Source organism: Allobosea sp. UNC402CLCol (genome assembly GCF_000745475.1).
GTDB classification, from domain to species: domain Bacteria; phylum Pseudomonadota; class Alphaproteobacteria; order Rhizobiales; family Beijerinckiaceae; genus Allobosea; species Allobosea spartocytisi.
Genome location: NZ_JQJJ01000008.1, coordinates 725,086 through 750,912, shown reverse-complemented (window position 1 = coordinate 750,912; position 25,827 = coordinate 725,086). Strand labels below are relative to the sequence as shown.

Annotated in this window: 28 protein-coding genes; 10 read left to right on the top strand and 18 right to left on the bottom strand. The window is 68.0% G+C overall.

What is annotated here, in order from left to right; genetic code table 11:
• Window positions 1-86 precede the first annotated feature (86 nt).
• A complete protein-coding gene (locus GY40_RS05615) occupies window positions 87-989 on the top strand; it encodes a DMT family transporter (RefSeq protein ID WP_038359329.1) in 903 nt (300 codons plus the stop codon).
• A 4-nt stretch (window positions 990-993) separates the two neighbouring features.
• On the opposite strand, the gene GY40_RS05610 is transcribed toward GY40_RS05615, so the two are convergent.
• From GY40_RS05610 to GY40_RS05600, 3 genes are all read right to left on the bottom strand, one after another.
• Window positions 994-2,031, bottom strand: coding sequence for a lysylphosphatidylglycerol synthase transmembrane domain-containing protein (locus GY40_RS05610; protein ID WP_038359327.1), 1,038 nt, complete (start codon window positions 2,029-2,031; stop codon window positions 994-996).
• 144 nt (window positions 2,032-2,175) lie between these two features.
• Window positions 2,176-2,568 (bottom strand): CopM family metallochaperone, encoded by a 393-nt coding sequence (locus GY40_RS05605; protein ID WP_038359326.1) that lies wholly within the window; start codon window positions 2,566-2,568, stop codon window positions 2,176-2,178.
• A 78-nt stretch (window positions 2,569-2,646) separates the two neighbouring features.
• The gene (locus tag GY40_RS05600) at window positions 2,647-3,087 is read right to left on the bottom strand and encodes a hypothetical protein (protein ID WP_038359324.1); all 441 of its coding nucleotides are present in this window, start codon (window positions 3,085-3,087) and stop codon (window positions 2,647-2,649) included.
• A 70-nt stretch (window positions 3,088-3,157) separates the two neighbouring features.
• Here GY40_RS05600 and GY40_RS05595 point away from each other — a divergent pair, with 70 nt between their 5' ends.
• The gene (locus tag GY40_RS05595) at window positions 3,158-3,772 is read left to right on the top strand and encodes a GNAT family N-acetyltransferase (RefSeq protein ID WP_038359323.1); all 615 of its coding nucleotides are present in this window, start codon (window positions 3,158-3,160) and stop codon (window positions 3,770-3,772) included.
• Between the two features lie 187 nt (window positions 3,773-3,959).
• Here the strand turns inward: GY40_RS05595 and fliJ are convergent, their stop codons facing one another.
• The gene (fliJ, locus tag GY40_RS05590; RefSeq protein ID WP_038359320.1) at window positions 3,960-4,364 is read right to left on the bottom strand and encodes a flagellar export protein FliJ; all 405 of its coding nucleotides are present in this window, start codon (window positions 4,362-4,364) and stop codon (window positions 3,960-3,962) included.
• Between the two features lie 227 nt (window positions 4,365-4,591).
• On the opposite strand from fliJ, the gene GY40_RS05585 reads away from it, so the two are divergent.
• Window positions 4,592-5,815, top strand: coding sequence for an MFS transporter (locus tag GY40_RS05585; protein WP_156115876.1), 1,224 nt, complete (start codon window positions 4,592-4,594; stop codon window positions 5,813-5,815).
• Here the strand turns inward: GY40_RS05585 and GY40_RS05580 are convergent.
• The 3 genes from GY40_RS05580 to fliI form a co-directional block, all read right to left on the bottom strand.
• The gene (locus GY40_RS05580) at window positions 5,809-6,162 is read right to left on the bottom strand and encodes a DUF1304 domain-containing protein (RefSeq protein ID WP_185747930.1); all 354 of its coding nucleotides are present in this window, start codon (window positions 6,160-6,162) and stop codon (window positions 5,809-5,811) included. The two genes, GY40_RS05585 and GY40_RS05580, sit on opposite strands and share 7 nt — an antisense overlap.
• A 34-nt stretch (window positions 6,163-6,196) precedes the next feature.
• Window positions 6,197-6,670: a hypothetical protein gene (locus GY40_RS26455; protein ID WP_156115875.1), complete on the bottom strand. Its 474-nt coding sequence runs from the start codon at window positions 6,668-6,670 to the stop codon at window positions 6,197-6,199.
• Between the two features lie 98 nt (window positions 6,671-6,768).
• On the bottom strand, window positions 6,769-8,115 hold the full coding sequence (fliI, locus tag GY40_RS05570; protein WP_038359316.1) for a flagellar protein export ATPase FliI: 1,347 nt from the start codon (window positions 8,113-8,115) through the stop codon (window positions 6,769-6,771).
• Between the two features lie 344 nt (window positions 8,116-8,459).
• Between fliI and ctrA the strand changes: the two genes are divergently transcribed.
• The gene (ctrA, locus tag GY40_RS05565) at window positions 8,460-9,161 is read left to right on the top strand and encodes a response regulator transcription factor CtrA (RefSeq protein WP_038359314.1); all 702 of its coding nucleotides are present in this window, start codon (window positions 8,460-8,462) and stop codon (window positions 9,159-9,161) included.
• Window positions 9,162-9,403: 242 nt separating this feature from the next.
• Here the strand turns inward: ctrA and GY40_RS05560 are convergent, their stop codons facing one another.
• The 6 genes from GY40_RS05560 to GY40_RS05535 all read right to left on the bottom strand — a co-directional run bounded on the left by GY40_RS05560 (window position 9,404) and on the right by GY40_RS05535 (window position 15,723).
• Complete coding sequence (locus tag GY40_RS05560) at window positions 9,404-10,294, bottom strand: CheR family methyltransferase (protein WP_038359312.1); 891 nt, start codon at window positions 10,292-10,294, stop codon at window positions 9,404-9,406.
• Window positions 10,291-11,400 carry a chemotaxis-specific protein-glutamate methyltransferase CheB gene (gene cheB / locus GY40_RS05555; protein ID WP_038359311.1) on the bottom strand — a complete coding sequence of 370 codons (1,110 nt, stop codon included), beginning with the start codon at window positions 11,398-11,400 and terminating at the stop codon, window positions 10,291-10,293. Before cheB ends, GY40_RS05560 begins: the two co-directional genes overlap by 4 nt.
• Window positions 11,401-11,467: 67 nt before the next feature.
• Window positions 11,468-11,833 carry a response regulator gene (locus tag GY40_RS05550; RefSeq protein ID WP_038359309.1) on the bottom strand — a complete coding sequence of 122 codons (366 nt, stop codon included), beginning with the start codon at window positions 11,831-11,833 and terminating at the stop codon, window positions 11,468-11,470.
• 29 nt (window positions 11,834-11,862) lie between these two features.
• Complete coding sequence (locus GY40_RS05545; protein ID WP_038359307.1) at window positions 11,863-12,360, bottom strand: chemotaxis protein CheW; 498 nt, start codon at window positions 12,358-12,360, stop codon at window positions 11,863-11,865.
• On the bottom strand, window positions 12,357-14,984 hold the full coding sequence (locus tag GY40_RS05540) for a hybrid sensor histidine kinase/response regulator (protein WP_038359306.1): 2,628 nt from the start codon (window positions 14,982-14,984) through the stop codon (window positions 12,357-12,359). The genes GY40_RS05545 and GY40_RS05540 overlap by 4 nt, the downstream gene beginning before the upstream one ends.
• 94 nt (window positions 14,985-15,078) lie before the next feature.
• Window positions 15,079-15,723 (bottom strand): histidine phosphotransferase ChpT, encoded by a 645-nt coding sequence (locus GY40_RS05535; RefSeq protein WP_038359304.1) that lies wholly within the window; start codon window positions 15,721-15,723, stop codon window positions 15,079-15,081.
• Between the two features lie 127 nt (window positions 15,724-15,850).
• Here GY40_RS05535 and GY40_RS05530 point away from each other — a divergent pair, with 127 nt between their 5' ends.
• Window positions 15,851-16,675: a 3'(2'),5'-bisphosphate nucleotidase CysQ family protein gene (locus GY40_RS05530; RefSeq protein WP_051987540.1), complete on the top strand. Its 825-nt coding sequence runs from the start codon at window positions 15,851-15,853 to the stop codon at window positions 16,673-16,675.
• 56 nt (window positions 16,676-16,731) lie between these two features.
• Here GY40_RS05530 and GY40_RS05525 read toward each other — a convergent pair whose 3' ends face one another.
• A complete protein-coding gene (locus tag GY40_RS05525; RefSeq protein ID WP_051987539.1) occupies window positions 16,732-17,289 on the bottom strand; it encodes a YHS domain-containing (seleno)protein in 558 nt (185 codons plus the stop codon).
• A gap of 296 nt (window positions 17,290-17,585) precedes the next feature.
• Between GY40_RS05525 and GY40_RS05520 the strand changes: the two genes are divergently transcribed.
• The 4 genes from GY40_RS05520 (at window position 17,586) to GY40_RS05505 (ending at window position 21,456) form a co-directional block, all read left to right on the top strand.
• A complete protein-coding gene (locus tag GY40_RS05520) occupies window positions 17,586-18,179 on the top strand; it encodes a DUF1134 domain-containing protein (protein WP_038359302.1) in 594 nt (197 codons plus the stop codon).
• A 132-nt stretch (window positions 18,180-18,311) separates the two neighbouring features.
• On the top strand, window positions 18,312-19,556 hold the full coding sequence (locus GY40_RS26450; protein ID WP_051987538.1) for a coiled-coil domain-containing protein: 1,245 nt from the start codon (window positions 18,312-18,314) through the stop codon (window positions 19,554-19,556).
• An 83-nt stretch (window positions 19,557-19,639) separates the two neighbouring features.
• Window positions 19,640-20,581: a sugar kinase gene (locus GY40_RS05510; protein WP_248311094.1), complete on the top strand. Its 942-nt coding sequence runs from the start codon at window positions 19,640-19,642 to the stop codon at window positions 20,579-20,581.
• Window positions 20,581-21,456, top strand: a complete 876-nt coding sequence (locus GY40_RS05505; RefSeq protein ID WP_038359298.1) for a TIGR01459 family HAD-type hydrolase — start codon at window positions 20,581-20,583, stop codon at window positions 21,454-21,456. Before GY40_RS05510 ends, GY40_RS05505 begins: the two co-directional genes overlap by 1 nt.
• A 39-nt stretch (window positions 21,457-21,495) precedes the next feature.
• Here GY40_RS05505 and ribA read toward each other — a convergent pair whose 3' ends face one another.
• Window positions 21,496-22,623 (bottom strand): GTP cyclohydrolase II RibA, encoded by a 1,128-nt coding sequence (gene ribA / locus GY40_RS05500; RefSeq protein ID WP_038359295.1) that lies wholly within the window; start codon window positions 22,621-22,623, stop codon window positions 21,496-21,498.
• Window positions 22,624-22,856: 233 nt separating this feature from the next.
• Between ribA and GY40_RS05495 the strand changes: the two genes are divergently transcribed.
• Window positions 22,857-23,432, top strand: coding sequence for a cytochrome b (locus GY40_RS05495; RefSeq protein ID WP_051987537.1), 576 nt, complete (start codon window positions 22,857-22,859; stop codon window positions 23,430-23,432).
• A 67-nt stretch (window positions 23,433-23,499) separates the two neighbouring features.
• On the opposite strand, the gene GY40_RS05490 is transcribed toward GY40_RS05495, so the two are convergent.
• From GY40_RS05490 to GY40_RS05480, 3 genes are read right to left on the bottom strand one after another with little or no spacing between them, the layout of a single operon-like run.
• Window positions 23,500-24,339, bottom strand: a complete 840-nt coding sequence (locus GY40_RS05490; protein WP_038360195.1) for a class I SAM-dependent methyltransferase — start codon at window positions 24,337-24,339, stop codon at window positions 23,500-23,502.
• Window positions 24,339-25,400 carry a glycosyltransferase family 4 protein gene (locus GY40_RS05485; protein ID WP_038359290.1) on the bottom strand — a complete coding sequence of 354 codons (1,062 nt, stop codon included), beginning with the start codon at window positions 25,398-25,400 and terminating at the stop codon, window positions 24,339-24,341. Before GY40_RS05485 ends, GY40_RS05490 begins: the two co-directional genes overlap by 1 nt.
• The gene (locus GY40_RS05480) at window positions 25,397-25,798 is read right to left on the bottom strand and encodes a 6-pyruvoyl trahydropterin synthase family protein (protein ID WP_038359288.1); all 402 of its coding nucleotides are present in this window, start codon (window positions 25,796-25,798) and stop codon (window positions 25,397-25,399) included. The genes GY40_RS05485 and GY40_RS05480 overlap by 4 nt, the downstream gene beginning before the upstream one ends.
• Between the last annotated feature and the right edge of the window lie 29 nt (window positions 25,799-25,827).

Genomic DNA, 25,827 nt, shown 5'->3' with positions numbered 1-25,827 from the left:
TCCGAGCGCAACGCCTCCCGTTTCCACGGCCCCCTAATGCCTGCCGTGCAATGGTCAGCGTCCGGCCGCACCGCTAAGCGACAGTGATGAGCCGGAATGCCGCCCTCTTCGCCGTGATGTGCCTCGTTTGGGGGCTGACCTGGCTGCCGGTGAAGGTTGGCGCCTCGCATGTGCCGCCGGTGTTCCTGGCCGCCGTCCGCTTTTCGCTTGCCGGCGTGCTGATGCTGCTCTGGGCCGGGCGCGACCTGCCGAAAGTGCCTGCTGGAGCCTGGCCGCGATTGATCGTCACGGCGCTGCTGCTCAACACCGCGAATTACAGCCTGCTGTTCTGGGGCACCGCCCATGCGCCGACCGGGCTCGCGGCCATCGTCAATTTCGCGACGATCCCGATCTTCACCCTGCTGGCGAGCCGCGCGATCGAGGGCGAGCGCATCGACGCGCGCAAGCTCGCCGCGATCGGGCTCGGCACGGTGGGGCTCGGCTTCCTCTTCGCGACGCGGGCGCTGGGCGGGCTTTCGGCGGTGCATGGCGATCCGCTGGAGGCGGTTGGGCTCGCCGCGGTCGCCTTCGGCACCTTGTTCTACTGCACGGGCGCGGTGCTCTCGCGGCCGATCGCGGGCACGATGCCGACGCTGACGCTGGCCGGCTGGCAGACGCTGATCGGCGGCATCGGACTGTCGGCTGTGTCGGCCCTGGTCGAGCCGGTCGGCCGTGCCGATTTCGCTGCGCTGGTGCGTTCGCCCGTGCTGCCTGCCGTCGTCTTCCTCATCATCGGCGGCTCGCTGATGGGCTTCACCATCTATATGCGGCTGCTGAGGGATTGGGGCGCTTTCCGCGCCGGGCTCTACGCCTTCATCAGCCCGGCGATTGCCGTCGGCGTCGGCGTCATCGTCCTGAGCGAGCCCTTCGGCGTCTCCGAGGCAGTCGGCGCGCTGCTGATGTTCGGTGCGGCGGCGATCGCGCTGAAGCGCCCGGAACGGGCGCGCTGACCCGTCAGGGCGGCGGCGCGATGCGGGTGCTGCGCTTGAGCTGCGCACGCTCGAAGGCGACCACGATCGGCAGCGAGATCACCAGCGGCAGGATGAGATAGAACAGCCGCCAGATCAGCAGGGCGGCGAAGACGGCAGGTGCCGGCACGCCCGGCATCACCGCGAGGAAGACCGCCTCCATCACGCCGACGCCGCCGGGAACCTGACTCAGCAGGCCGGCGGAGAAGGAGAGCAGGAAGGCGCCGAGCACGACCATGAAGCCGGGATTGCCCTGGTCCGGCAGGGCGAAATAGATGATGCCGGCGGCGCCGGCGAGCTCGAGCGGCGCGGCAAGATATTGTCTCGCGACGATGCGCAGCCGCGGATAGATGACCTCGAACTTGCCGATCTTCACCGGCCTGAACTTGAGCCAGGAGCCGATGGTGTAGAGCGCGACGAAGACGAGCATGCCGACGCCGATCAGGCGCGCCGTGCCGTCGCCGATGGCGAACCATTTCGACAGCCGCGTCAGCGGCCGCAGGATCTCCGGCTCGTAGACCAGCACGATTCCCAACAGCAGCAGCGTGCCGAAGGCGAAGGTGAAGGAGCAGAGCGCGATCAGGATCGCGACATCCGCCGCCGTCAGCCCCTTCGCGGTATAGGCACGGTAGCGCACCATGCCGCCCGAGAAGACCGAGGCGCCGATATTGTGCGAGAGCGCATAGGTCACGAAGGAGCAGAGCGAGATGTAGAGCCAGGAGATGCCCTTCTCCTTGCGCAGATGCATCAGGGCGATGCGGTCGTACCAGGCGAGCGCCGCATAGGCGACGAGGGTGGCGAGCGCGGCGTGGAAGAAGGCGTTAGGCGGGATCACCGCGATCTTGTGGCCAATGCGGTGGGCGATGATCTTGATGCTCTGCCAGAGATTGGCGTTCTGGAGCAGAGCCTCGATGGCCGCGTCCGTGCCGGCCTCGGCCTTGAGCTTGTCCCAAAGCAGCTCGACGGACCAGACGACCGCGACGAGCCCGATGATCGGCCAGAGATAATCGAGATAGCGTTTCATGAAGGCCGCGACGGGAGGGACTTCGAAAGGGCTTGGCAAGCAGGCCCGCGTCGTCACCGCAGCGGCGCGAACCTTCACGTCCTCTTGCCAGCGAGGAGGGCCGAGGGCAAGCGGCGTTGCCGCCGCCTGCCGGATTGATAGCGGCTACTTGCCGTTTTTCCTGAGCCATTCACGCATCTCGCCGACCTCCTTCTCCTGGTCGCGGATGACGTTCTCGGCGAGCTTGCGGATCTCGGGATCCTTGCCATGGGCGAGGACGACCCGCGCCATGGCGATGGCGCCCTGGTGATGCGGGATCATGCCGCGCACGAAATCGGCATCGGCATCGCCGGAATAGGAGATGTCCATGTCCTTGTGCATTTTCGCGTTGGCTTCCTTGAAGGCCTTGGTCGCGGCGCTGTCCGTGCTCGCGCTGTCCATCTTCATGGTGCCGCCGCCATGGCCCTGATGCTGGGCCAAGGCCTGCTCGACAAAGCCGGGGCCGGCGAAGGCGGCTGCGAGTGCGAGCGCCGCGAGGGACGATTTGAAGCGATTCATTGTTCGGATTCCTGTGAGAACGAATGACGGCTCGCACCGGCAACGGTGTCTGAAGCCGCCTGAAAACGGGAAAAGGATTCAGCTTCGCGCGAGCCCGCTTCGGGGCGGCGGCTTGGCCGGCTCGGTCGAGATGCCGGCGCGCGTCTCGACCAAAGCGAGGCCGGGCCGTGACCAAAGAATCGTCCGCGAGGGCAGGGCGATCACGGGCGCTTCCGCGATCAGGCCGCAGCCGATGATGCAGCAGATCGGCGGCGCGCCGGCGGGATGCCCCTTCGCGGAAGGCGAAGGCTGGTGGCAGGGTGCAACTTCGGTGGCGGTCAAGGCGCTCGCGGCGGGTGTTCCGAGCGGGTTCGCCTGATGCTGGCCTGAGGCCTTCACGGGCATGCGCATCAGTGAAGCGGCGAGCGTGACATGGGGGACCACGGCGAGGCACATCACCAGGAGCGCGAACAGCAGGCGCAGCCGCTGCCCGTTCCCGTACCGCCGATCCGGCGGCGATATGCTCCTGCCATGCGTCATCGCACCATGATCTTTCGGCCGGGATCGTGTCATGATCGCGGCAGACTCAAAACCACCATCGGATGCCGCCTTGACGCAGACCCTGACCATCAGCCTCACTGGTACCACGGACCTACCGCCCGGCAAGATCGCCGCGGTCGTCACGTCGCTGGAAATGTTCGCGAAGCCGGCCGAGCGGCCCGACCCGCCGGGAACCGGGGCTTTCTCCCTCGAGCCGATCGACGGGCGCGATACGGAGCGCTATCTCGCCCTCTACCGGCTGCTCGGCGAGCGCTGGATGTGGTTCAGCCGCCTTACCGAGCCGCGTGCCGAGCTGGAGGCGACCCTCACCGATCCATCCGTCGCGATCTATGCCGCACGTTATGAGGGGCGCGATGTCGGGCTGTTGGAACTCGATTTTCGCGAGGCGGGGGAGGCGGAGCTCGCCTTCTTCGGGCTCGACGAGCCCGTGCTCGGCAAGGGAGCCGGACGCTGGCTGATGAACCGGGCGCTGGCGCTGGCTTGGGCGAAGCCGATCTCGCGCTTCTGGGTGCATACCTGCACCATCGACCATCAGGGCGCGCTCGCCTTCTACCAGCGCTCGGGCTTCAAGGTCTTCAAGCGCGGCATCGAGGTGAACGACGACCCGCGGCTGGCGGGCCAGATGCGGCGGGATTGCGTGCCGCACCACCCGGTCGTCGCCTGAGGGCGCGATCCACCGCCGTCATGCTCGGGCTTGACCCGAGCATCTCGGAAATCAGAGCCCTCTGGTCATGAGATTCTCGGGGCAAGCCCGAGAATGACGCCCTGTCCCGGTCGGCCGTATCGCCGGCAAACAAAAAAGGCGGAAGCCTGTGGGCTTCCGCCTTCTGATAGCTTTCGGCCGGAAGCGCTCAGGCCCGCGAGCGCAGCCCGATGGCGTCCATCGTCGCCTGGTCGCGGGCGGCTTCGGCGGCGCGCTCGGTCGCCCGTTCGCGGTCGTCGAGGATCTCGACCTTCTTCATCTCCTCGAAGGCCTCCTGCAATTCGGCCTTGGCCTCGTCGAGCTGGCCCTGCAGGTTCTCGGCCGACTGGCGCAGATTGTCGCGCCGGCCAAGCGCCGCCTTGGCGTAGGTCGGATAGGCGAAATGCGCGGGATCGGAGATCCCGGCGCGTGCTTCCTCCGAGTGGATTTCACGATCGAGATCGGTCGCCATCCGATTGAAGTCGGCGATCATCATCTCGATCTGGCTCACCCGGCGACGTTTTTCGTCGACCTGGAAGCGCTTCAGCCGCAGAAGCGTCTCTCGCGACTTCATCTCGTTTTCAACTCCTGATCGCGCATGGTCGCGGCCGACCCCTCGGCCTGCAACCGGAAAACTCCGCGAGACGGCGTCACAATAGGCGCAAGGAGGTTGACCCTTTCTTACCGGAAAGGACTGCCTTTTCTGCATGTTCAAGTCGCATCCGCGCTGCTGCCGCGGCGTGACAGGATGATCTAGTCAGTTTCCGGCGGTCAGCTGGCCGTTCTTTCGGGTTCCTCGCCTTGCCGTCCTCATCTCGTTTTTCCGGCCACGGGCCTTTGCTATGCGGGCTGGTCGCGACGCGGCTCATCGGCTGGGGCACGACCTTCTATTCACCCTCGGTGCTGATGCAGGCGCTCGACCGCGATCTCGGGCTCAATGCCGAGATCGTCTTCGGCGGCATCACCATCCTGCTGGTGACGGGCGCGCTGGTCGCACCCGCGATCGGCCGCGTGCTCGACCGGGAAGGGACGCGCCGCTCGATGTGCGTGGGCGCGATCATCTGCGCATTGGGCTTCGCGGTGCTGTCCATGGCGCAAGGGCCGATCAGCTATCTGGCGAGCTGGTTCGTGATCGGGATCGGCCATGCGATGTCGCTCGCCAATGTCGGCAACGTCGCCGTCGCGCAGCTCATGGGCGAGCGGACACGGCGGGTCATCGGCCTGATGATGCTGGTGACGGGGCTGTCCTCCAGCCTGTTCTGGCCGCTGACGGCGATCCTCATGGATGCCTTCGGCTGGCGCGCGACGCTGCTCGTCTTCGCGGCGATGCAGCTCTTCATCGTGCTGCCGATCTATGCGGCGGTTCCACGCTTCCACGGACATCCTGCGCCGGCGGCCACCGGGACCGCGCCAGCTTCCTCCCTCGAGACCGGGCGGGTCGAGCCCGGAAAGCGGCGGATGGCGTTCTGGCTGACGGCTTTCGCCTTCTCCGCCAGCGGCCTGGTTTCCTGGGGGCTGCCGCTGCATCTCATCAGCCTGTTCCGGGAGGGCGGCCTGACGCAGACGGAGGCGGTCTGGATCGCGACGCTGGGTGGACCCGCCACCATCGTCGCACGGGCGATCGACGCCACGCTGGGCGAGAGGCTGCCAGTGGAGCGCGTCGCGCTCTTCGGCCTGCTGCTCGGGCCGCTCTGCTGCCTTATCCTGCCCCTGGCGCCGACGGGGATCGTGGCGGCCGGAATCTTCGTCGCGGTTTTCAACGCGGCGCTCGGCGTCATTTCCGTGGCGCGTGCGACGCTGCCGCTCGCGCTCTTCGGGCGGCGTGGCTTTGCCGCGATGCTCGGCCAGCTCACCGTGCCGCAGAACATCGCCTTCGCGGTGGCGCCGCTGCTGTTCGCGGTGCTGATCGAGCGTCTCGGCGCCAGTGCGACGCTGATCTTTTCCGCCGTGATCCAGTTCTTCGGCTTCTTCGCGATGCTCGCGCTGGCGCGGATGCTCGCGCGGGCGCCGGCCGTCTCTCAATAACCGGCGAGCAGGGCCAGCAAGGCGAGCGCCGCCGGCAGGGCCTGAATGTAGAGGATCTTGCGGCTCGCAGTGGCCGCGCCGAAGAGGCCTGCGACGAGCACGCAAGCCAGGAAGAACAGCTTGATCGAAAGGCCCGCCGGCCCGAGCCAGAGGCCCCAGCCGAGCCCTGCGGCGAGGAAGGCGTTGTAGAGGCCCTGATTGGCCGCAAGCACCCGCGACTGCTTGGCGAATTCCGGCGTGAGGCCGAAGGCCCGGCGTCCGCGCGGGGTATCCCAGAGCCAGATTTCCAGCACGGCGATGTAGACATGGATCAGGGCTACGAGCCCGGTCAGGATGGTGGCGATCAAGCTCTGGGTCTCCGGTCGGCGTTCGCAGCGGGCTTCAGCGCAGCTCGATCTTCACGACGTCGCGCACGGCCCGCGCGCCGCGCTTGTCGCCGGGAGCGACGAGGCGCCAGTCCTGGTCGAGCGGCTTGCCGTCGATCGCCGTCACCAGGAGCAGGGGCAGATTGCCGAAATCCGGATGGATCTCGCCGATCGAGAAGGCAATGCGATAGCCGTCCCGGGCATTGACGAGGATGGTCTTGGCGAGCTGAGCCTTGAGATCGAGGCCGTCGAAAACCTTGTTCGCCTGCAGGACGTCCCACAGCAGCACGCCCCTGTAATGCGCGGTCGATGGGCCCTTCGAAGTGGCGAAGGTGACGTCGCGGTCGACGTTGGGAAGGGTGGCTACGGTCCGGGGCGATAGGGTGATCGCGGAAGGTCCCGCCCCGATCAGTTCCAAGGCGGGCTCCGTGGCCCGCGCAGCCGCAGAGCCCGAGAGCAGCACGAACAGGATCAGGAAAGAGCGCAGCATCGAGATGTCCTTCCGCAGGCGGGCCACCGTAACATAGCGTCCCCTGCCGGCGTCAGGGCCTCGGCCTGTCATAGGGCGTCCTCCTGGCAATGCCGTGCTCATGCGCCTTCGCTCATGATCGCTGCGAGGCGGGCATAGCTTTCCGGAAGCGAGGTCGCATCGTCCTTGGCCTGCTTGAGGAAGGCCTCCAGCGCCGGGTTGAGGCGGATCGCCTCGTCGACCTCGGCCGAGGCGCCCTGGCGATAGGCGCCAAGGCGAATCAATTCCTCCATGTCGGCATAGGTCGCGAGCGTGGCGCGCGCCTTCTGCACGACGGGGTAATAAGCCGGGTCGCAGGAGCGCGGCATGGTGCGCGAGACCGATTTCAGGATGTTGATCGCCGGATAGCGGCCGCGCTCGGCGATGGAACGCTCCATCACGATATGGCCGTCGAGGATGCCGCGCACCGCGTCGGCGACCGGCTCGTCATGGTCGCCGCCATCGACCAGCACGGTGAAGAGGCCGGTGATGGCCCCGTCTTCGGTGCCTGGTCCGGCACGCTCCAGAAGGCGCGGCAATTCGGCGAAGACGGTCGGCGTGTAGCCCTTGGTCGTCGGCGGCTCGCCGGCGGCGAGCCCGATCTCGCGCATCGCCATGGCGAAGCGCGTCACCGAATCCATCAGGCACATCACCTGCAGGCCGCGGTCGCGGAAATATTCGGCGAGCGTCAGCGTGGTGAGCGCCGCCTGCTTGCGCATCAAAGCAGGCTCGTCGGAGGTCGCGACGACGACGATCGAGCGGGCGAGGCCCTCCGGCCCGAGGTCCTCCTGCAGGAACTCCTGAACCTCGCGGCCGCGCTCGCCGACGAGGCCGATGATGTTGACGTCGGCGCGGGCATAGCGGGCCAGCATCGAAAGCAGCACCGACTTGCCGACGCCCGAACCGGCGAAGATGCCCATGCGCTGGCCGAGGCAGCAGGTCAGGAAGGCGTTGAGCGCGCGCACGCCGAGGTCGAGCGGCTTGCCGACGCGGCGCCGGGCGTGGGCCGGCGGCGGATCGGCGCGAAAGGCGTAGAGCGTGTCGCCCTGCGGCAGCGGCGGGCCGCCATCGACCGGACGGCCGAGCGCATCGACGACGCGCCCGAGCCAGGCCGAGGTGGGCGAGAGGCCCGGCTGCGCGCGGTCGACATAAGCCGGGCACCCGCGGCGCACACCGTCGAGACCGCCGAAGGGCATGACCAGCGCCTTCTCGCCCGAAAAGCCGACGACTTCGCAGGGGACGCGCGTGTCCGGCGCGATCTCGATGCCGACCCGGCCGCCCAGGCTCATCGCGCCGATGGGACCGGCGACCTCGACGAGCAAGCCGCGCACGCCGATGACACGGCCATAGACCGTCATTCCGTCCAGGCCGTCGATGGCGGAGGCCAGGGCCGAGAGCCGTCCAGTACCGTGTGAAGGGTTGCTCATAAGGCCTTCGTCAACCTTTCGTTTACCTCTGTGATTAACACTGTGTTTCGAGATCGCTGCGTGTCGCGGGGCTTTTGCTGCCCCGTTTCCCGAGGCGGTCTCCGCGAAACGGCGTTTTCGCGGAGGAGTGCTCGTCGATCCGTGTCAAATTCGACTCACCTGGACAAGGATCGTTCACTTTCTCCAAGGAAGCCCTTGCGCTCGGGAATCACGGTTTGTTAACCAATTCACCGTAGCGTGTCGCGTGGCGTTTCATCGGGCAAGTGCGTCGTCGTCCGGTTCCGGGCTGGTCCGGGCGAAAAGAGCGATCAACCTGCCCTGCGGGCGAAATTGGGGACGTGGACATGCGGGTTCTGCTGATCGAGGACGATAGCGCGACCGCTCAAAGCATCGAGCTCATGCTCAAATCCGAGAGCTTCAACGTCTATACGACGGATCTCGGCGAAGAGGGCGTCGATCTCGGCAAACTCTACGACTACGACATCATCCTGCTCGATCTGAACCTCCCCGACATGTCGGGTTACGAGGTTCTGCGCAGCTTGCGGGTCGCCAAGGTCAAGACGCCGATCCTGATCCTCTCCGGCCTCGCCGGGATCGAGGACAAGGTGAAGGGCCTCGGCTTCGGCGCCGACGACTATCTCACCAAGCCGTTCCACAAGGACGAGCTGGTCGCCCGCATCCATGCGATTGTGCGTCGCTCGAAGGGCCACGCCCAGTCGGTCATCACCACCGGCGATCTGGTCGTCAATCTCGACACCAAGACGGTCGAGGTCGATGCCGCCCGCGTGCACCTGACCGGCAAGGAATACCAGATGCTGGAGCTGCTCTCGCTCCGCAAGGGCACGACGCTCACCAAGGAGATGTTCCTCAACCATCTCTATGGCGGCATGGACGAGCCCGAGCTCAAGATCATCGACGTCTTCATCTGCAAGCTGCGCAAGAAGCTGGCGAACGCCTCGGACGGCAAGAACTACATCGAGACGGTCTGGGGCCGCGGTTATGTGCTGCGCGAGCCTTCCGACGTCGAGGAACGCATCCCGGCCTGACGCATTCCCGTCGCTTCGTCGTCATGCGACGGTCACGCGGCAGGGAGATAAGAGTTTTGACCTGATCGTCGGATGTACACGACAGGTCGACGGGACCCCGCCGCAAGGCGGGGTTTTTGTTTATCGGGCTCTTTCTGGACCAAGTCTGCCGGGCCAGATCGGAAACGGCCCGGATCGTTCGGAGTGCTTCCGGCGGCGCCTCGCCCCTCGAAAACCTTCGCCTCGAGAACCTTCGCCCAGCTTCAATGTGCGGTGGCGTTGCGACCGGGCGCGCGCCGATCGAGGGGGCGGGGAAATGCGGGTGTCGCCGCCGGCCGTGGCCCGGTCGCCGGCCGGTAAAGCCCGCGGTGCTGCGGGTCAGGCTGCAACGCCGTCACGAGGCCGACGACGGTTTCCGTCGCTCCCAGGACGAGGCCTCCCGCCGGCGCGAGCCGCTGGGCGAGGAGGTCCAACGCCTTCTCCTTCGTCGGCACGTCGAAATAGATCAGGACGTTGCGGCAGAACACGATGTCGAAGCGGCCGAAATGGTCGTTGCGCTCCAGCAGGTTGTGCTGGCGGAAATCGACCTTCGCACGCAGCCGGTCGGCGATCTGCCATTTGTCGCCGCGCTGGCTGAAATGCTTCAGCAGCATCTGGATCGGCAGGCCGCGCTGCACCTCGAACTGGCTGTAGATGCCGGAGCGTGCCTTCTCCAGCACGTCGCCGGAGATGTCGGTGCCGAGGATCTCGATCTTCCAGCCGGCAAGGCGCTCGGCCATGTCGTCGATCAGCATGGCGAGCGAATAGGCCTCCTGGCCGCTCGAAACCGCGGCGCACCAGATGCGCAGCGAACGCGAAGCCGCGTTGGCAGCGAGCTTTTCGGGCAGCAGGACATCACGGAAGAGGTCGAACGGCGTGCGGTCGCGGAAGAACAGGGTCTCGTTGGTGGTCATCGCCTCGACCACGGCGGCCTCCAACTGGGGATCGCGGCCGAGCCGCATTCGCTGCATCAGCACCTCGATGCTCTCGATGCTGCGGCGCCGGCACAGGATGCTCAGGCGGCTCTCGGCGAGATAACGCTTGTCCGTGCCCAGAGCCAGGCCGGAACGCTGCCGCAGCAGCAGGCGCAGGAAGGCGAAGTCCGTTTCCGTCATGCCGGCGGCGCTCCCCGCAGGAGAGCCCGGATCGCGCCACCGATCTCGTCGAGTGGCGCGACCGCGCTGGCGTGGCGGGCACGCACGACCGAGCCGGGCATACCCCAGATCGTGCTGCTCTGTTCATCCTGCGCGACGACGGCGGCCCCGGCCTGGCGCAGGGCCGCGGCGCCGTCCGTGCCGTCGCTGCCCATGCCGGTGAGCACCAGCCCCAGCGCCGCGGCGCCGAGATGGCGGGCCGCATCGCCGAACAGGACATCGACGGCCGGGCGACAGAAATTGACCGGGGGGCCGTCGCTGATCGCCGCCACGATATGGCCGAGCCTCCGGTCAATGCCGAGATGCCGCCCGCCCGGCGCGATGTAGACGGTGCCGCGCGCCAGGCGCTCGCCATCGAACGGCTCGCGTGTGGGGATGCCGACATGGCTTGCGACCTGCTCGGCGAAGGAGGCCGTGAACAGGGGAGGCATGTGCTGGACGACGAGCGTGGTGATGTCCCTCAGCGCGTCGCCGATGTCGAAAAGGACCCGAGCGACGGCGCGCGGGCCGCCGGTCGAGGCGCCGATCAGCAGATAGCGCGGCATAGCCCAGACGAGGGGCCGCAGATCGGTATGGCCGGCCGGCCAGCCGAGATCGACCTCGGGCGGCAACGTCCCCGGCTGGGTCGCGGATTGGGCGATGTTGCCGAGCTTCAGCAGGAACTCGCTGCGGAAGTCGAGCGACAGCGTCATGCCGGCGCGGCTGTCGGGCTTGGAGACGAGATCCATCGCGCCTTTCGTCATGCATTCCAGGGCGAGGCGCGTATTGCGCTCGTTCAGCGTCGCCGCGAGCAGGATGCTGGTGTGCGGGCTTTCCCGCAGGATGTGCGGCAGGGCGCTGGGGCCATCGACGCCACGCATGTCGAGATCGAGCACCAGCACGTCCGGCTTGAAGCGGCCGGCATGGGCCAGCGCCGTCTCGCCGTCTCCGGCCACGGCGACGACATGGAAGTTGCCGGTTTCGCCGAGCCAGCGCGCGAACAGTCCGCGCACGACCGCCGAGTCATCGGCTATGACGACCGTCTTGTGCCGGCCGGAACCGGGCGAGGCTGAACGCGAAACGATCATGCTGGCGCAACCCGGTTGCGGAAAGGCGTCGTCGTCGAAGGCGAGGAAGCGTTGCGAGCCTGGAGGCTCAGAGCAGCCCGACCTGATGGAACTTGGACGCCACGATCTCCTTGTCGAACGGCTTCATGATGTATTCGTCGGCACCGGCATGCATGGCCCGCGCGATATGGGCGATGTCGTTCTCGGTGGTGCAGAACACGACCTTGGGCCGCTTGCCGCCGGGCATCTGGCGCAGCGTGCGCAGGAATTCATAGCCGTCCATGATCGGCATGTTCCAGTCGAGCAGCACGGCGTCCGGCATCTCGCCCTTGCAGGCGTCGATGGCGCGCGCGCCGTCTTCCGCCTCGGCGATGCGGAACTGCAACCCTTCGAGGATGCGGCGGGCTACTTTTCGGATCACCGCCGAGTCGTCGACAACGAGGCAGTACTTCATGGTCTGTCTCCAGAAACTCTGCCGGGCACTCAGGCTGCGGCTTGCAGGTCAAGGTCAAGAACGGCGTCGAGATCGAGGATGACGAGCAGTTCGTGGGGGAGGCGGTGGACGCCGCCCGCCAGCGCGGCCCATGTCCTGTCGAGATTGACGGGCAATGGCTCGAGGGTCGAACGATCGAGCCGCACGACCTCGCCGACGGCGTCGACGATCAGCGCATAGGCCTCGCCGCGATGGTCGAGGCCGATCGCCGTCAATTCGGCATGTCTCTGGTCGAGCGTCTCGGGGACCGGGCAACCCAGCCGGCTGCGCAGGCAGATCGCGGTGACGATGCGGCCGCGCAGATTGAGCAGGCCGACAATGTCCGGCGGTGCCCCGGGAACGAGCGTGATGCGATGGGTGATGAAGACGTCGCGCACGCGCTCGATCGGCAGCCCCAGCAGCTGTCCGCCGATCCGGACCGTCACATAGTCCAGCGAATCCGCGAAATGCGGCGCCGGGCCCTGGTCATGGCTCGGGCTTCCGGTCATGCGGCGTCCCTCATCGCGGAGCCGCTGGCGTTCAATTCGCCCAGCAGGGCGCGGCGGTCGAATTTGGCGACGATTCCGTCGGCGCCGGCCTCGGTCACCCGGCGGTGCAGTTCCGGCGTCGCGCAGGTCGTCAGGCCGAGAAGCCGCAGCGGATTGTCGCGGGGGCGGGCGCGCAGCGCGACGATCAGCTCCAGCGCGGCCTCGAGGTCGCGGTCGAGATCGACGAGGACGATGCCGACCTCCGGCGCCATCGCCGCCTGCGAGGCGGCGTTGCCGTCCGCCGCGGTGGCGAGGATGCGACCCGAGGCCCGCAGCACGGGGCTCAGCATCTCCCGCAGGAACTCCGAGGGCTCCACCAAGAGGACATGCTCCGGCGCCGCGCTTGCCCGGCCTGCGCCGGTCCAGCCGGGCTCGCCGAGCGGCAGGTAATGGGCGAGATCGACGATGTCGGTGGCCCGACCGCGCAGGATCGCCGAACCGATCACGCCCCGCTCGCCGGACGTCGCCAACTCCAGCTCGAATTCTTCGTCGACGATGTCGATGATGGTCTCCACCGCGAGCGCGGCGGTCTGCTCGCCATTCGAGACGATCACGAGGGGCTGGAGCCCTTCGCGCAGCAGCGTGGTTTCGCCAAGCGGCGTCACCGGGACGAGGCGGTTGCGATAATGCAGGAGCGTGCGCCCCGCGCCGTGCTGGAAGCTGTCGGCATCGACCTCCTCCAGCCGCGTGACGAGCGAGAGCGGCAAGGCCTGGATCCGGTCGGCACCGGTGCGGAACACCAGCATCGTGGTGCGCTCCCCACTCGCCATCGGCGCCGGCGCGGCTTCCGCCTCGTCATCGGCCGCATCGGAACCGGCCGCGCCGACGAGGCGGGCGATGCCGTTGGGATCGACGATCAGCACGACGGCGCCGTCACCGAGGATGGTGTTGCCGGAGAAGAGCGGGATGTGCCGAAGCTTGCTCGACATCGGCTTCACCACGATTTCCTCGGTGTGGAAGACGCCGTCGACGAGGATGCCGAACTGGCGCTCGCCGATCTGGGTGACCACGATGAAGCCGTCGGCGCCGTCCTTCTTGGCGCCGCCCATCAGCTCGCCGAGCGCGACGATCGGCAGGAGCCGCCCGCGCAGGCGCAGCACGGGAGCGCCGTTGATGTCCTCGAGACGGTTCTCGTCGCCGGCCTTGACGCGCACGAGCTCTCGCACCGCCGTCTGGGGGATCGCATAGCGCTCCTCGCCGGCGACGACGATCAGGGCCGAGATGATGGCGAGCGTCAGCGGGATCTTGATGGTGATCGTCGTTCCCTGGCCGGGGCGGCTGGCGATGTCGACGAGGCCGCCGACCGAATCGACATTCGCCTTGACGACGTCCATGCCGACGCCGCGCCCGGACACGGCCGTGATATTATCGACCGTCGAGAAGCCGGGATGGAAGATGAAGCGGGCGATCTGGGCGTCGCTCATTCTCTCGATCTCGGCTTCGGTCGCGAGGCCGGCGGCGATCGCCTTGCGGCCGATGCGCCCGACATCGAGGCCGCGCCCGTCGTCGCCGACCGCGATCGTGACCGAGCCGCCTTCATGCCAGGCCGAGACGCGGATCGTGCCGTGCTCGGGCTTGCCGGCGGCGCGGCGCTCCTCCGCGGACTCCAGCGCATGGTCGGCGCAGTTGCGGACCATGTGGATCAGCGGATCCTTGATCAGGTCGAGGATCTGCCGGTCGAGTTCGGTGTCGGCGCCCTCGGTCACCAGCTCGATGCGCTTGCCGAGCTCGCTGCTCAGATCGCGCACGATGCGCGGCAGCTTCGCCCAGGCGCTGCCGATCGGCTGCATCCGGGTCTTCATCACGCCGTCCTGCAATTCGGCGGTGATCAGCGAAAGACGCTGCAGGGGAGCCTTCAGCCCGGCATCTTCCCGCTGCCGCGAGACTTCGAGCAGCTGGTTGCGGGTCAGCACCAGCTCCGACACCATCGTCATCAGATGTTCGATGGTGTCGACCGCGACGCGCAATGTCGGGGGGCCGCCGGTGCGCTGGCCCGCGCCTTCCTCGGCAGGGGCCTGTGGCTTGGTCTCGATGCGGCCATCCGGTCCGCGTTGCGGGTCGGGCACGCTGCGGAAGACGATGTCGTCGGAAGCGGAGGCGCTGGGCGAGGCGAGGGCGGCGGCTTCCTGGGCCTTGCCGTGGCGCGCGAGATAGGCCGCGACGGGATCGACGAACACCTCGTCGGGCGGCGACTGGACCAGCTCGGCCTTGGCATGGCTCGCAAGCGCCTGAAGCTCGCCGATCAGCGTCTCGTCGTTGCCCTCCGGCTCCTGCCCCTTTTCGGCCAGCTCGGACAGGATGTCCTTGATCCGGTCGATCGTCTCCAGGATCGCGGTGACGGCGCTCGGCTTGACCGTCGCGCCGTCGCGGAACTGGCCGATCACCGACTCGGCCGCATGGGTCAGCGCCTCGAGCCGGGGCAGGCCGATGAAGCCGCAGGTGCCTTTGACGGTGTGGACGAGGCGGAAGATGTTCCGCAGGATGTCGCGGTCGTTGGGATTCTGCTCGAAACGGACGAGCTCCCGATCGACCGTGTCGAGATTCTCGCCGGTCTCGGTCAGGAACTCTTGCAGCAGCTCGTCCATGCAGGAAGATCACTCAACGCGACGCACTGCGGGAACTAAAGCAGCAGAAGGGTTTATGATCGGTTGAAACCCGACCTCGACTGCGGAGTTTCGCTCAGGCTTCCGCCTTGGCGGCCTTGATCGTGACCATGTCGCCCTCGATCGCGAAGGTGATCGCCATGCCGGCGGCCCGGGCGACCATGCCGGCATAGAGCGGCTGGACGGCGTGGGCGTCGATCGCGCCGCTCTCGGAACGACCCGCGATCAGCTCCTCGACATGGGCCGGGATGCGGGCATGCGAGCCGGTCGCGGTGATCTCGAAGGAGCCCTGTTCGCCCTCGACGACCGCGCGCGAGACCAGCTTGCCGCCGCGCGGCACGGCCTGCGTCGCGATGAGCAGGAGGTTCAGCAGCAGCTTGACCTGGTTCTTCGGCAGGAGGGCGCGCGGCGCCTCCCAGTCGAGCGAGAGCTTCTCGTCGTTGAGGAAGCCGTTGGCGACGTTGCCGGCATCGCCGAGGTCGATCATCGCGCCGGCAGAGCCGGCCGCGCCGAAGGCGAGGCGCGCGAATTGCAGGCGGGCCGAGGCGTTGCGGGCGCTCTTCTTGATCAGCTCGAGCGCGAAGTCGCGCATCGAGGGGTCGTCTTCCTCCAGAACTTCCAGGGCATTGACAATCGCGCCCACCGGGCTGATCACGTCATGGCAGACGCGGCTGCAGAGAAGCGCGGCCAGGTCGAGCGGATCGAGCGAGATGGCGGTCATGAAGGTGGAATCCCGGGATGTGCGATGCGCCGACGGCGTGGCGCCGTTGCTCCCTGGTATGGTGCCATCTTGGTTTTCATGTGGTTAATCCCCATATCCCGGACAAAGTTTCAAAGGATGGGCCGCCATGATCGGCCGTGAGGATCCCCGCCTGCGCGATCGCGACGGGCTGGGACGCAAGCTCGCGGAAGCTGCCAGCGCCAGCGCCGCCGTATTGCTCGCCATGCGCGCCGCTTGCGACGTCAAGCTCAAGAAGGACGGTTCGCCGGTCTGCGCGGCCGATCTCGCGGCCGACCGGGCGGCGAAGGACGCGCTTGCGCGTCTGCTCCCCGATTTTCCCGTCATCAGCGAAGAGACGGTCGACAGCGTGAAGCCCGACGCGGTCTTCATCCTGCTCGATCCGCTGGACGGCACGCGCGAGTTCCTTGCCGGCGGCGACAGCTACTGCGTCGCGATCGCCATCGTGGTCGATGGCCGGCCGATCGCCGGTGCCATCGCCGCCCCGGCGCTGGGGCGCCTCTGGTTCGGCGGGGAGCACGCCTATATGCAAGGTTTCGCGGCGGATGGCTCGCTGACGGGGGCGGCCAGCCGCGTTGCGGTCCGCGCTCTCCCGGAGGAGGGGCCGGTCGTTCTGGTGAGCCGCTTCCACGGCGACGGGCGCAGCGACGGCATCACCGCCACCATGTGCCGCGGCAAGGGCGTGCCGATGTCGTCGGCCGTCAAGTTCGGCCTGATCGCCAGCGGCGAGGCCGATCTCCATGTCCGCTGCGGGCAGACCATGGAATGGGACACCGCGGCGGGCGATGCCATCCTGTCGGCGGCTGGCGGGATCATCCTGACGCTCGATGGCGCCGTTCCCCGCTATGGCCGGACGGAGCAGCAGTTCCGCAATCCGCCCTTCGTCGCCGCGTCGAGCGAGGGGCTGGCGCGGCGCGCCATCGCCGGCTGCTGAAGCCGCGACCCGGATGGTCGCGGGCGGCTTCCTGAAAAAGGGCTGAGGCTAAGGTCTCAGCGCGCGACAGTGCGCAGCACGGTGCTCCAGCGAGCCTCGGCGGCGCCGAGCAGCGAGCGGTCCTGCAGGAAGCGCCTGCGGTTCTCATCCGAGCGGAACAGGAACAGGCGGGAGCCGACGACCGCGAACCGGCTCGGATCGCTGTCGACCGCCACCCCGTCGGCGACGCCGGTCGGATCGAAGCCCGCGAAGGCCGGGGCGTAGATGCCGGGCGCATCGCGGAAGGCGGCGAGATTGGCGGCCGAGGCGAAGCGCCAGACGATCCCGCCCTGGATCAGCTCATGGTCCGGCTGCCCGGCGATGGGCCTGCCTTCGAGGTGGTAGGCCACCGGATCGAAGCCGTTGAGCGCCAGGCCGGTGCGCTGGTCGCGCTGCATCGTCTCGCCGAGCGAGGGAAGCGGCGGCAGGCCCGCGGGCAGGCCGTTCTCAAAAACGATGACGGCAGGGGCTGTGGCCGGGGCCGGGGTATTGGCCAGCGCGGCCCGGGCGAGAAACGGCAGCGAGACGCAGCCGATGGCGAGCAAAACCCAGCTTTGCCATGTTGCGGCCTTCATCGCGGGCAAATCCTCGTCTTCCCTCGGTCATGGGCCGGTCGGCTCCGTCCAAATCTTCACGGCTTGGATAGATTTGCAACGTATCAGTTTGGTTAGCGAACTGATTCGCTTTTGTCGGATGTCGCGTTTTCGATGTCCGGCAGCGAGCGGCGGATTGCCCAGGATCGGCCCGCCTTCCGGCCCGCGTGGCGCCTTCCAAAGCAGGTTGCAGAGCAACCGCCGGGCGCCGATCGGACGGACCAACACACCGCTCTGGTGTCCGGTTCTGCCGGCCGCCCTGTCCGGAGATCTTGTTCATGATCCAGACCCGCCGCAGTCTCATCAAGGGCGGCCTCGCCGTGGCCGGAACCGGCCTCGCAGGGCTGCCGATCCCGGCGATCGCGCAGGCGCAGAACTATGACAACCAGCGCTCCTTCTCGCAGAACGAACTCGTCGGCTCCGGCCACAAGTTCTTCGGCAACGTCTCGCGCGGCCTCGCGCTGGCGATCGAGGAGGCGGTGCGGCGCTGGGGCGAGCCGAACGGCTATATCCTGGGACAGGAGGCGTCCGGTGCCTTCGTCGGCGGGCTGCGCTACGGCGAGGGCACGCTCTACACCCGCAATGCCGGCGACCGCCGCACCTTCTGGCAGGGACCCTCGATCGGCTTCGATTTCGGCGGCGAGGGCGCCCGCACGATGATGCTCGTCTACAACCTGCCGACGGTCGAGGCGATGTATCAGCGTTTCGCGGGCGTCGACGGCTCGGCCTATTTCATCGGCGGGTTCGGCTTCACCGCGCTCACGGCGGGGGGCGTCACGGTGGTGCCGATCCGGACCGGGGTGGGCTGGCGGCTGGGCGTCAATCTCGGCTACCTCAAATTCTCGCCGCAAGCGACCTGGAACCCGTTCTGAGGCTGCAGCCGGCCTAGCAGCGCGGTTTCCGACGCTGCGGATGCTGCCGCCGCCCATCGGCTTTTTCTGGCCATGGCGGGGTGGGCGTGGCAGGATTCGGCTTGAGTTGGACCGGATGCGGAGCCGCAAGCCTTGATCGAAGCCGCCATGCTGTTCGCGCTCGGCTTCCTGTGCGCAGCCCTGCTGGCGCTGGCGGCCGTGCCCGCCCTGTCGCGCCGGGCGGACCGCCTGGCACGCAAGCGCGCCGAAGCGGCCTTTCCGCTCTCCCTCGCCGAGATCGCGGCCGACCGCGACCATCTGCGCGCCGAGCTCGCCGTGCGGATGCGCTCGGCCGAGCAGGAGGCCGAGAAGGGTTTCGCCGCCAAGGCCGGCGCGATGCAGGAAGTCGGCCGACGCGACATGGAGATCGGCCAGCTCAGGCGCGACCGTGCCGAGCGCGACGACAGGATCGCGAGGCTCGATGCTGAACTGGCGCAGACGCGCGGCCAGCTCGACGAAACCCGCACGGCCCTCGAGACCGAGCGCAGCGGCCACGCTGCGACGACGGCGACGCTGGAAAAGCGGATCGCGGATCTGGCCGCGCTCGAACAGAGCCTCGCCGAGACCCGGCAGGCGCTGACTGGCACCGGTGCCGATCTCGACGAACGGTCCGGCGAGCTCGCCCGGGAACGCGAGACGGTCGGGCGCATCGAAGCGGCGCTGGCGGAGCGCGAGGCGGAGCTGACAAAGCAGCGCGACGAGCATGAGCGGCTCAGGCTCGCGCAGGTCGAGGACCGCACGCAGATCATGGTGCTTCAGAGCGAGCGCGACGAATTCGGAGACCGGCTGGCGGTGACGGAGGAGCGTCTCTCCCGCAGCGAGGCCGCGCTCGCCGCGATGACGGCCGAGCGCGAGGGCGAGCGGCTGCGCGCGAATGCGCTTGCGGCGCGTGCCGAGCAGGCCGAGGCGGGGCTGGCGGCAGCGGATGCGCGCGGCAGCCTCGCGGCGAACGAGGCGCAGCAGGCATCGCGGCTTCTCGAGCGGGAGCGGGCCGAGCACAAGCAGGCACATGAGCGGATCGACAGCCTGGAGGGCTGGCTCGTGGAAGCGCAGCACGCTCTGGCGACGTCCCGCCGCGAGCATGAACAGGAGATCGCGACCGTGACAGGATCCAAGCAGGAGCACGAGGCGCGCATCGCGGCCTTGCATGCCGAGCTGCAGACGCTCGAAGGCGCGCTGGAGCAGGCGCGCAGCGACGGGATGGAGGCAAAGCGCGAGCTCGCCGCCCTGCGCAAGAGCACGGCCGCCCAGGGCGGCAACATGGCGCTACGGCAAGAGATCATTCGGCTGGCAGACCGATTGATGGACCAGCCGACCGGGCGCGACGCGGCGGAATGAGGCGAAAAGCGGTTTCCATGCGCGGGGCCTTGTTCTAGGAGAGCTTGCCCGCGCGCCGCGCCATCTCAATGGTTTTAAATCCCGTGACCGACAGTCCCATCGACCTTCTGTGCCTCGGCGAGCCGCTCGGCGAGTTCAATGCGACGCGGGCGGAATCCGGCGCCTTCCAGTTCGGCCAGGGTGGCGACACGTCCAACTGTGCGGTGGCGGCAGTGCGCCAGGGGATGTCCGTCGGCTATCTCGGGGCGCTCGGCAACGACATGGCCGGGCAGTCGGTCCGCGCGCTGTGGCAGCGCGAAGGTGTGAACGACGCCCATGTCGCGACGCATCCGAGCGCGCCGACCGGGCTCTATTTCGTCGATCACGGGCCTTCGGGCCATGTCTTCTCCTATCTGCGGGCTGGTTCGGCCGCGAGCCTCTACGGGCCGGGCGACCTGCCGCTCGGGATGATCCGCTCGGCGCGGATCATCCAGGCGTCGGGCATCAGCCAGGCGATCTCGGCCAGTGCCTGCGACGCCGTGTTCGCGGCCTTTGAGACGGCGCGCGAGGCCGGCGTGCTGACCGCCTACGACACCAATCTGCGCCTCAAGCTCTGGCCGTTGGCGCGGGCCCGCGCGATCATCCACGCCGCCTGCGCGATGGCCGACATCGTCCTGCCGGGCTTCGACGACGCGACGCAGCTCACGGGTCTCAACCAGCCCGACGCCATCGCCGATTTCTATCTCAAGCTGGGCGCGCGGGTCGTGGCGCTGACGCTCGGCCATGAGGGCTCGCTCGTCGCTACGCCGGTCCGGCGCGAGCGCTTCCGCCCGATCAAGGTCGATGCGATCGATGCGACCGGCGCGGGCGACTGCTATGACGGCGCCTTCCTCGCGGAATATCTGCGCACGGGCGATGCCTTTGCGGCCGGCGCCTATGCCAATGTCGCGGCTGCCCTCTCGACGCAGGGCTATGGCGCGGTGGCGCCGCTGCCGCGGCGCGCCGATGTCGAGGCGCGGATGGCGAGCGAGGCCAGGAACTCCTGATGCAAGACCTCCTGACGAGCGTGCCGATCCTGAAGCATGCGGACGCACTGCTCGAACGCTACGACGTGCTGATCAGCGACGTCTGGGGCGTCATCCATGACGGGCTCTGGGCGCTGGAGCCGGCCTGCGCCGTCTTGACCGCTTTCCGGGAGCGCGGCGGCGCCGTGGTGCTGCTCTCGAACGCGCCGGGACCGTCGCAGCACGTCGCAAGCGTGCTCGACGCCAAGCGCGTGCCGCGCGGAGCCTGGGACAGGCTCGTCACCTCCGGCGACGTCACGCGCTCGCTGATCGCCGAAAGTCACCACAGCCGCGTCTATCATATCGGCTGGCAAAGCGACCGGGCGCTGTTCGCCGGTCTCGATGTCGAGCTGGTCGATGAGGCGCAAGCCGACCTCGTGGTCGCGACCGAGCTCAACGACTACCGCAACGAGACGCCGGAGCAGTACCGGCCGCTGCTCAGCCGTTTTGCGGAGCGGGGGCTGCCCTTCATCTGCGGCAATCCCGATCTCGTGGTCCATGTCGGCGAGGATCTGCTGCCCTGCGCCGGCTCGCTCGCGATGATCTATGAGGAGCTCGGCGGCAGCGTCGCCTGGGCCGGGAAGCCGTACCGCCCAGCCTATGAGCTCGCGCTCGCGGCTGCTGCCGAGCTGCGCGGCGGGCGTTCTGTCGAGTCGAGCAAGGTGCTGGTGATCGGGGATGCGGTCCGCACCGATCTCGCCGGCGCACGATTGATGGGCTTCGACAGCCTGTTCATCGCCGGCGGCATCCATCGCGACGAAACGATGCGCGGCGGAGAGGTCGACCCGGCCGGGCTCGCCAGGGTGCTGGACGGCCTGCCTGTGCAGCCTGTGGCGGCGATGGCGGCGCTGGCTTGAGCGCTGCGAACAGGGTCGCCGGCTCGATCGGGCCCTGATTCAGTCCTTGGGCGCGGCGCGCGCCATCAGCGCATCCATGTCGATGAGATGCCCGGCGCGGTCGCGCTTGGAGGCGAGATAGCGGACGTTGTGGGCGTTTGGCCGCCCGAGCACGCGCTGGCTCGCCGCGACTTCCAGGCCGGCGGCTTCGATCGCGCCGATCTTTTGCGGGTTGTTGGTGAGCGCGACGACGCTGGTGACGCCGAGCTGTTTCAGCATCGTCGCCGCGAAATCGAAATGGCGCTGGTCGAGGTCGAAGCCGAGGACTTCGTCGGCATCGTAGGTGTCCCAGCCCTGGCTCTGCAGCTTGTAGGCGCGCATCTTGTTGGAGATGCCGTTGCCGCGGCCTTCCTGGTCCAGATAGAGCAGGATGCCGCCCCCATTCTCGGCCATCCACTGCACGGTTTCGCGCAGCTGGTCGCCGCAATCGCATTTCAGCGAGCCGAAGAGATCGCCGGTCAGGCAGGCGGAATGCAGGCGCACCGGCACGGCGGTGTCGAGATCGGGCTTGCCGACGATGATCGCGACCTGATCGCGCAGGCCTTCGCCGCCACGGAAGACGACGAACTCGGTCTCCGGCGCACCTTCCAGCGGCACCGGAGCGCGGCCAACGATCCTGAGCGAGGCGGCCTGCGCGGCGCGGTAAGCGTTCACCGCCTCGATATCGGCTTCGACGAGGGATTCACCGGCAACGGCTTCTGCCGTCACGGGCACGACCAGCGCGGCCGGCAAGACGAGCGACAGCCGCGCCAGCTCGAGCGCTGCGGTGTCGAGCGCGGAAGCCGGCGCGACGGGGGCGTCCATCCGGCTCTCCAGCTTGAGGGCGAGATCAGCGACACGCTCGAGGTCAATGGTCGGCAACGCGAAAATTCCGGCCTCCGTCCGGCCCTTGGCGCCGAGACGGCGCAGCCGCGCCGGGCTGAGCACGAGATGGCCGTTGCCCGCGGCGAGAGCGTCGAGATTGCGCACCAACTCGGCATCGGCGAGCTCGGCCGACAGCGCCAGGGCAAGCTGTGCACCTGCGCGCAGGAGAACCGGCCGGCCGGCGCGAAACTCGGAGATGGCCCTTTCGACCTTCACCAGCAGGGTTTCCCCAGGGCGGCCGAAGAGCGTACGCGACTCAAGCATCGAAAATTCCGTCAGTCAGATCGCTGGGATCAGGATGTGTCGGGAGTTCCAACGAATTCAGGATATATGTAATCACGATCCGCCATTCCACCAACGTCTCGCAGCGGCGGCGGTTCCGCGATCAAATCCGTGTCATGACCTTGGGTTCATCGCGGGCGGGCATGCAGCGGTATAGGTCCGCGACATTGAATGTGCGATGAATATCCGGCTGGACGCAGGTTCAGGAGGCTCCAATGGACGCTCGAGCGGCAGGAAGCAGCACGGTGCGCCCCGTCTATGGCGGCGTCGCCCGAACGTTTCACTGGGTGACGGTGGTGGCGGTGCTGGCGATGCTGCCTCTCGGCCTTGCCATGACTTATCGCGGCAACACGCTGAACATCTGGGACGGGACCACGGACGCGCTCTACAGCGCCCACAAGCTCATCGGTTTCCTGCTGTTGTGGTTGACGGCCGGTCGCCTGATCTACCGGTTCCTGCATGGCGTCCCGCCCGACGAGCCGTCATTGGCGTGGTGGCAGAGGGCGGGCTCGCATCTCGTCCACTGGCTGCTCTACGGGCTCCTGCTCGTCGTGCCGCTGCTCGGCTGGATCGGCGTCTCGCTGTTTCCGGCGCTGACCGTGTTTAATCTGTTCGACCTGCCGGCTTTGACGTCGCCCGATCAGGCGGCTGCCGGCCGGGTGCTCGGGATCCACGGAAAGCTCGCGCTGATGGCGGGCGCCATTGTCGTGCTGCATATCCTGGCGGCGCTCTACCACCATTTCATCCGCCGCGACGGGGTGCTGCGCCGGATGTGGCCGGGGCTGGATTAAAGCTCGCTGATTTTGCCCGGGACGACCCGCGCTTCAGCGAAAACGCAGCAAGCTCCAGGCAAGCGGTTCAGACCGGTCGCGCCCAGAGGTCCTGATGCCCGATCCGGGCGGACGCGGCGGCTTGGCGCGCCTCCAGCCAGGCGGCAATGGCAGCCGGCTCGACCTGTCCTGTTTCGCGCACCGCATCAGTGATGCCGCGGGCGAGGGCGTCGCGCAGGTCGCGGTGGCCTTCATCGAGCAGCCAGGCGCTGTCCGCCGTCGAGACGGCGAAGCCCGATTTGCGGAAGGCCTCTGCCATGATGTCGCAGGCTTCCGGGCCGGCTGCGGGGCCGAAGCCCTTGTCCAGGTGCTGATGGTGCTTGAATGCGGCCAGCATGCGGGCATCGCTGCGATGGGCCGGCTTCCAGTTCTCGCGCCCGTCATAGGTCAGCACCGTGTAGAGCGGCAGCTTCTGGCTCGCCAGCGCGGCGACGAAACGCTCGATCCAGCGCTTGGAGGTGAGGTCGAAGAGGGCGGCGGCCGTCACGAGGTCGGGCCGCCAGCCGAGGACCCAGTCGAGATCCTTGTCGAGATCCACCTGGCGGGTGTCGACGGTGATCGTCTTGCCGTCCTTGGCCAGGACGAGCTCTTCGCCTTGCTCGCGCGCCTCGTCAGCCCAGCCGACCAGGCGCTCGCGCGCCACGGCCAGCAGATCGGCGTCGTGATCGACGAGCGTCCAGTGCTGCCGTTCGGGGAGGACGGCATAGCTGCCGCGCAGGTTCGCGCCGGCGCCGCAGCCGAGGTCGAGCACGGAAAGCGACGGCTTCGCCGCAAAAAAGGCGCCGACCGCCGCGAGCAATTGCGGATTGCGTGCCGCATGATCCGCCGGCTCGCGCAAGGCGAGCCATTCCGGAGAGAACCCAGCCATCATCCCACCTTTCGGCCGCCGTCGCCGAGGCATGCCTCCGCGACGATCCGTGCCGTATCCCGCCAGCGCGGCAGCGCCGATGCCGCCGCCCAGGCGGCATCGGCCCGCCGGAGGCGTTCAGCCGGCGCATCAATCAGGGTTGCGAGGGCCTTGGCAAGTGCTGTCGCGTCACCGGGGAGGATCTTGAGGGCCGCCGCCTCGGGCAAGGCATCCGCGCCGGCGCCGCTCAAGGTGCAGACGATGGGCAGACCGCGCGCGAGCGCTTCCGTCAGCACCATGCCGTAGCCCTCATAGAGCGACGGCATGACGAAAAGATCGGTCCTGTCATAGAGTTCCGCGAGCTTTTGCGAATCCACGGCACCGACAAGCAAGATGCGGTCCGCCAGCCCGGAGCGGGCGATTCGGGCGCACAGCTCCTCCGCCAGGCGGGGGGCGTAGTCCGGCGAACCGGCGATAGTCAGGGTCCAGTGCCGGTCGGCGATGGTGGCGAGGGCCTCGATGAGGACGTCGTAGGCCTTGCGGGGGATGATCGAGCCGACGGCGAGCAGCCGTAATTCGGAGCCGTCGGCAGCGGTCGCCCGAGGGGCGGGATCGGTGCCGGGTACGGCGACGGCGATGCCATCCTGCGCGACGCCGTAGTCCGCGACGAGCGTGTCGCGCGTCGCCGGGCTGGTCACGACGACGGCACGCGCATGGCGCAGCGCCAGCCTCTCGCTGTGCCGCAAAGCCGCGATCGTCTCCGGATCCAGGCCGGTTTCCAGCGCGAGCGGGTGGTGAACGAGGGCGACGAGGCGCTGCGAGAACCGCGCCGCGAGCGCCTCGGGGAACGCGCCGAAGGCCAGCCCGTCGACCAGCAGCACGTCGTCGGGGGCGGTCTCGGCGAGAAGCCGTTCGGTCGTCGCCAGATCTGCCGATGTCGGGAAGGGAAAGGTGGGGGGCAAGGCGAGGTGGCGGGCGGTGACGCCGGCGGCCCGCCATTCCCGCAGGAGGCGCCGGTCATAGCCGTAGCCGCCGGTCGGGGCGTCGATGTCGCCGGGGATGGCGAAGACGATGCCGCTCACGCGGGCGCGCCCTCGTAGCTGGCGCGGGCGAGATCGGTCTCGTGGAGGGTGACGCGGATGCGGGCGAGCCCGGCCCCGTCGGCGCCGAGCGCGCCGGATTTGGCGGCTGCCGCCATCGCGTCGAAGATGTGCTTGCAGAGGAATTCGGTCGTGGTGAGCACGCCCGCGAATTGCGGCAGCGCGTCGAGGTTCTGGTACTTCAGTGGTTTCAGGGTTTCGGCGAGCACGTCGAGCGCCGCGCCGATATCGACCACGACGTTATGCCGATTCAGCGCCTCGCGGAAAAAGGCGACATCGACCACGAAAGTGGCACCGTGCATGTTCTGCGCCGGCCCGAAGAAGGGATCGGGCAGGGAATGGCCGATCATGATGCGATCACGGACTTCGACGGAAAACATGGCGCACTCCTGCTGCCGGCGGGGCGGGC

What these genes read in the sequence shown, in the direction of transcription:
- cheB (WP_038359311.1), bottom strand. Translation starts at nt 11,400, where the DNA reads ATGATCGTTTCGCGTTCAGCCTCGCCCGGTTCCGGCCGGCACAAGACG.
- GY40_RS05490 (WP_038360195.1), bottom strand. Translation starts at nt 24,339, where the DNA reads ATGGCTGGGTTCTCTCCGGAATGGCTCGCCTTGCGCGAGCCGGCGGAT.
- GY40_RS05610 (WP_038359327.1), bottom strand. Translation starts at nt 2,031, where the DNA reads ATGAAACGCTATCTCGATTATCTCTGGCCGATCATCGGGCTCGTCGCG.
- ctrA (WP_038359314.1), top strand. Translation starts at nt 8,460, where the DNA reads ATGCGGGTTCTGCTGATCGAGGACGATAGCGCGACCGCTCAAAGCATC.
- ribA (WP_038359295.1), bottom strand. Translation starts at nt 22,623, where the DNA reads ATGCTTGAGTCGCGTACGCTCTTCGGCCGCCCTGGGGAAACCCTGCTG.
- GY40_RS05545 (WP_038359307.1), bottom strand. Translation starts at nt 12,360, where the DNA reads ATGACCGGAAGCCCGAGCCATGACCAGGGCCCGGCGCCGCATTTCGCG.
- GY40_RS05495 (WP_051987537.1), top strand. Translation starts at nt 22,857, where the DNA reads ATGGACGCTCGAGCGGCAGGAAGCAGCACGGTGCGCCCCGTCTATGGC.
- GY40_RS05520 (WP_038359302.1), top strand. Translation starts at nt 17,586, where the DNA reads ATGATCCAGACCCGCCGCAGTCTCATCAAGGGCGGCCTCGCCGTGGCC.
- GY40_RS05505 (WP_038359298.1), top strand. Translation starts at nt 20,581, where the DNA reads ATGCAAGACCTCCTGACGAGCGTGCCGATCCTGAAGCATGCGGACGCA.
- GY40_RS05605 (WP_038359326.1), bottom strand. Translation starts at nt 2,568, where the DNA reads ATGAATCGCTTCAAATCGTCCCTCGCGGCGCTCGCACTCGCAGCCGCC.
- GY40_RS26455 (WP_156115875.1), bottom strand. Translation starts at nt 6,670, where the DNA reads ATGCTGCGCTCTTTCCTGATCCTGTTCGTGCTGCTCTCGGGCTCTGCG.
- GY40_RS05480 (WP_038359288.1), bottom strand. Translation starts at nt 25,798, where the DNA reads ATGTTTTCCGTCGAAGTCCGTGATCGCATCATGATCGGCCATTCCCTG.
- GY40_RS05615 (WP_038359329.1), top strand. Translation starts at nt 87, where the DNA reads ATGAGCCGGAATGCCGCCCTCTTCGCCGTGATGTGCCTCGTTTGGGGG.
- GY40_RS05560 (WP_038359312.1), bottom strand. Translation starts at nt 10,294, where the DNA reads ATGACGGAAACGGACTTCGCCTTCCTGCGCCTGCTGCTGCGGCAGCGT.
- GY40_RS05550 (WP_038359309.1), bottom strand. Translation starts at nt 11,833, where the DNA reads ATGAAGTACTGCCTCGTTGTCGACGACTCGGCGGTGATCCGAAAAGTA.
- GY40_RS05525 (WP_051987539.1), bottom strand. Translation starts at nt 17,289, where the DNA reads ATGAAGGCCGCAACATGGCAAAGCTGGGTTTTGCTCGCCATCGGCTGC.
- fliI (WP_038359316.1), bottom strand. Translation starts at nt 8,115, where the DNA reads ATGAGCAACCCTTCACACGGTACTGGACGGCTCTCGGCCCTGGCCTCC.
- fliJ (WP_038359320.1), bottom strand. Translation starts at nt 4,364, where the DNA reads ATGAAGTCGCGAGAGACGCTTCTGCGGCTGAAGCGCTTCCAGGTCGAC.
- GY40_RS05530 (WP_051987540.1), top strand. Translation starts at nt 15,851, where the DNA reads ATGATCGGCCGTGAGGATCCCCGCCTGCGCGATCGCGACGGGCTGGGA.
- GY40_RS05540 (WP_038359306.1), bottom strand. Translation starts at nt 14,984, where the DNA reads ATGGACGAGCTGCTGCAAGAGTTCCTGACCGAGACCGGCGAGAATCTC.
- GY40_RS05535 (WP_038359304.1), bottom strand. Translation starts at nt 15,723, where the DNA reads ATGACCGCCATCTCGCTCGATCCGCTCGACCTGGCCGCGCTTCTCTGC.
- GY40_RS05600 (WP_038359324.1), bottom strand. Translation starts at nt 3,087, where the DNA reads ATGACGCATGGCAGGAGCATATCGCCGCCGGATCGGCGGTACGGGAAC.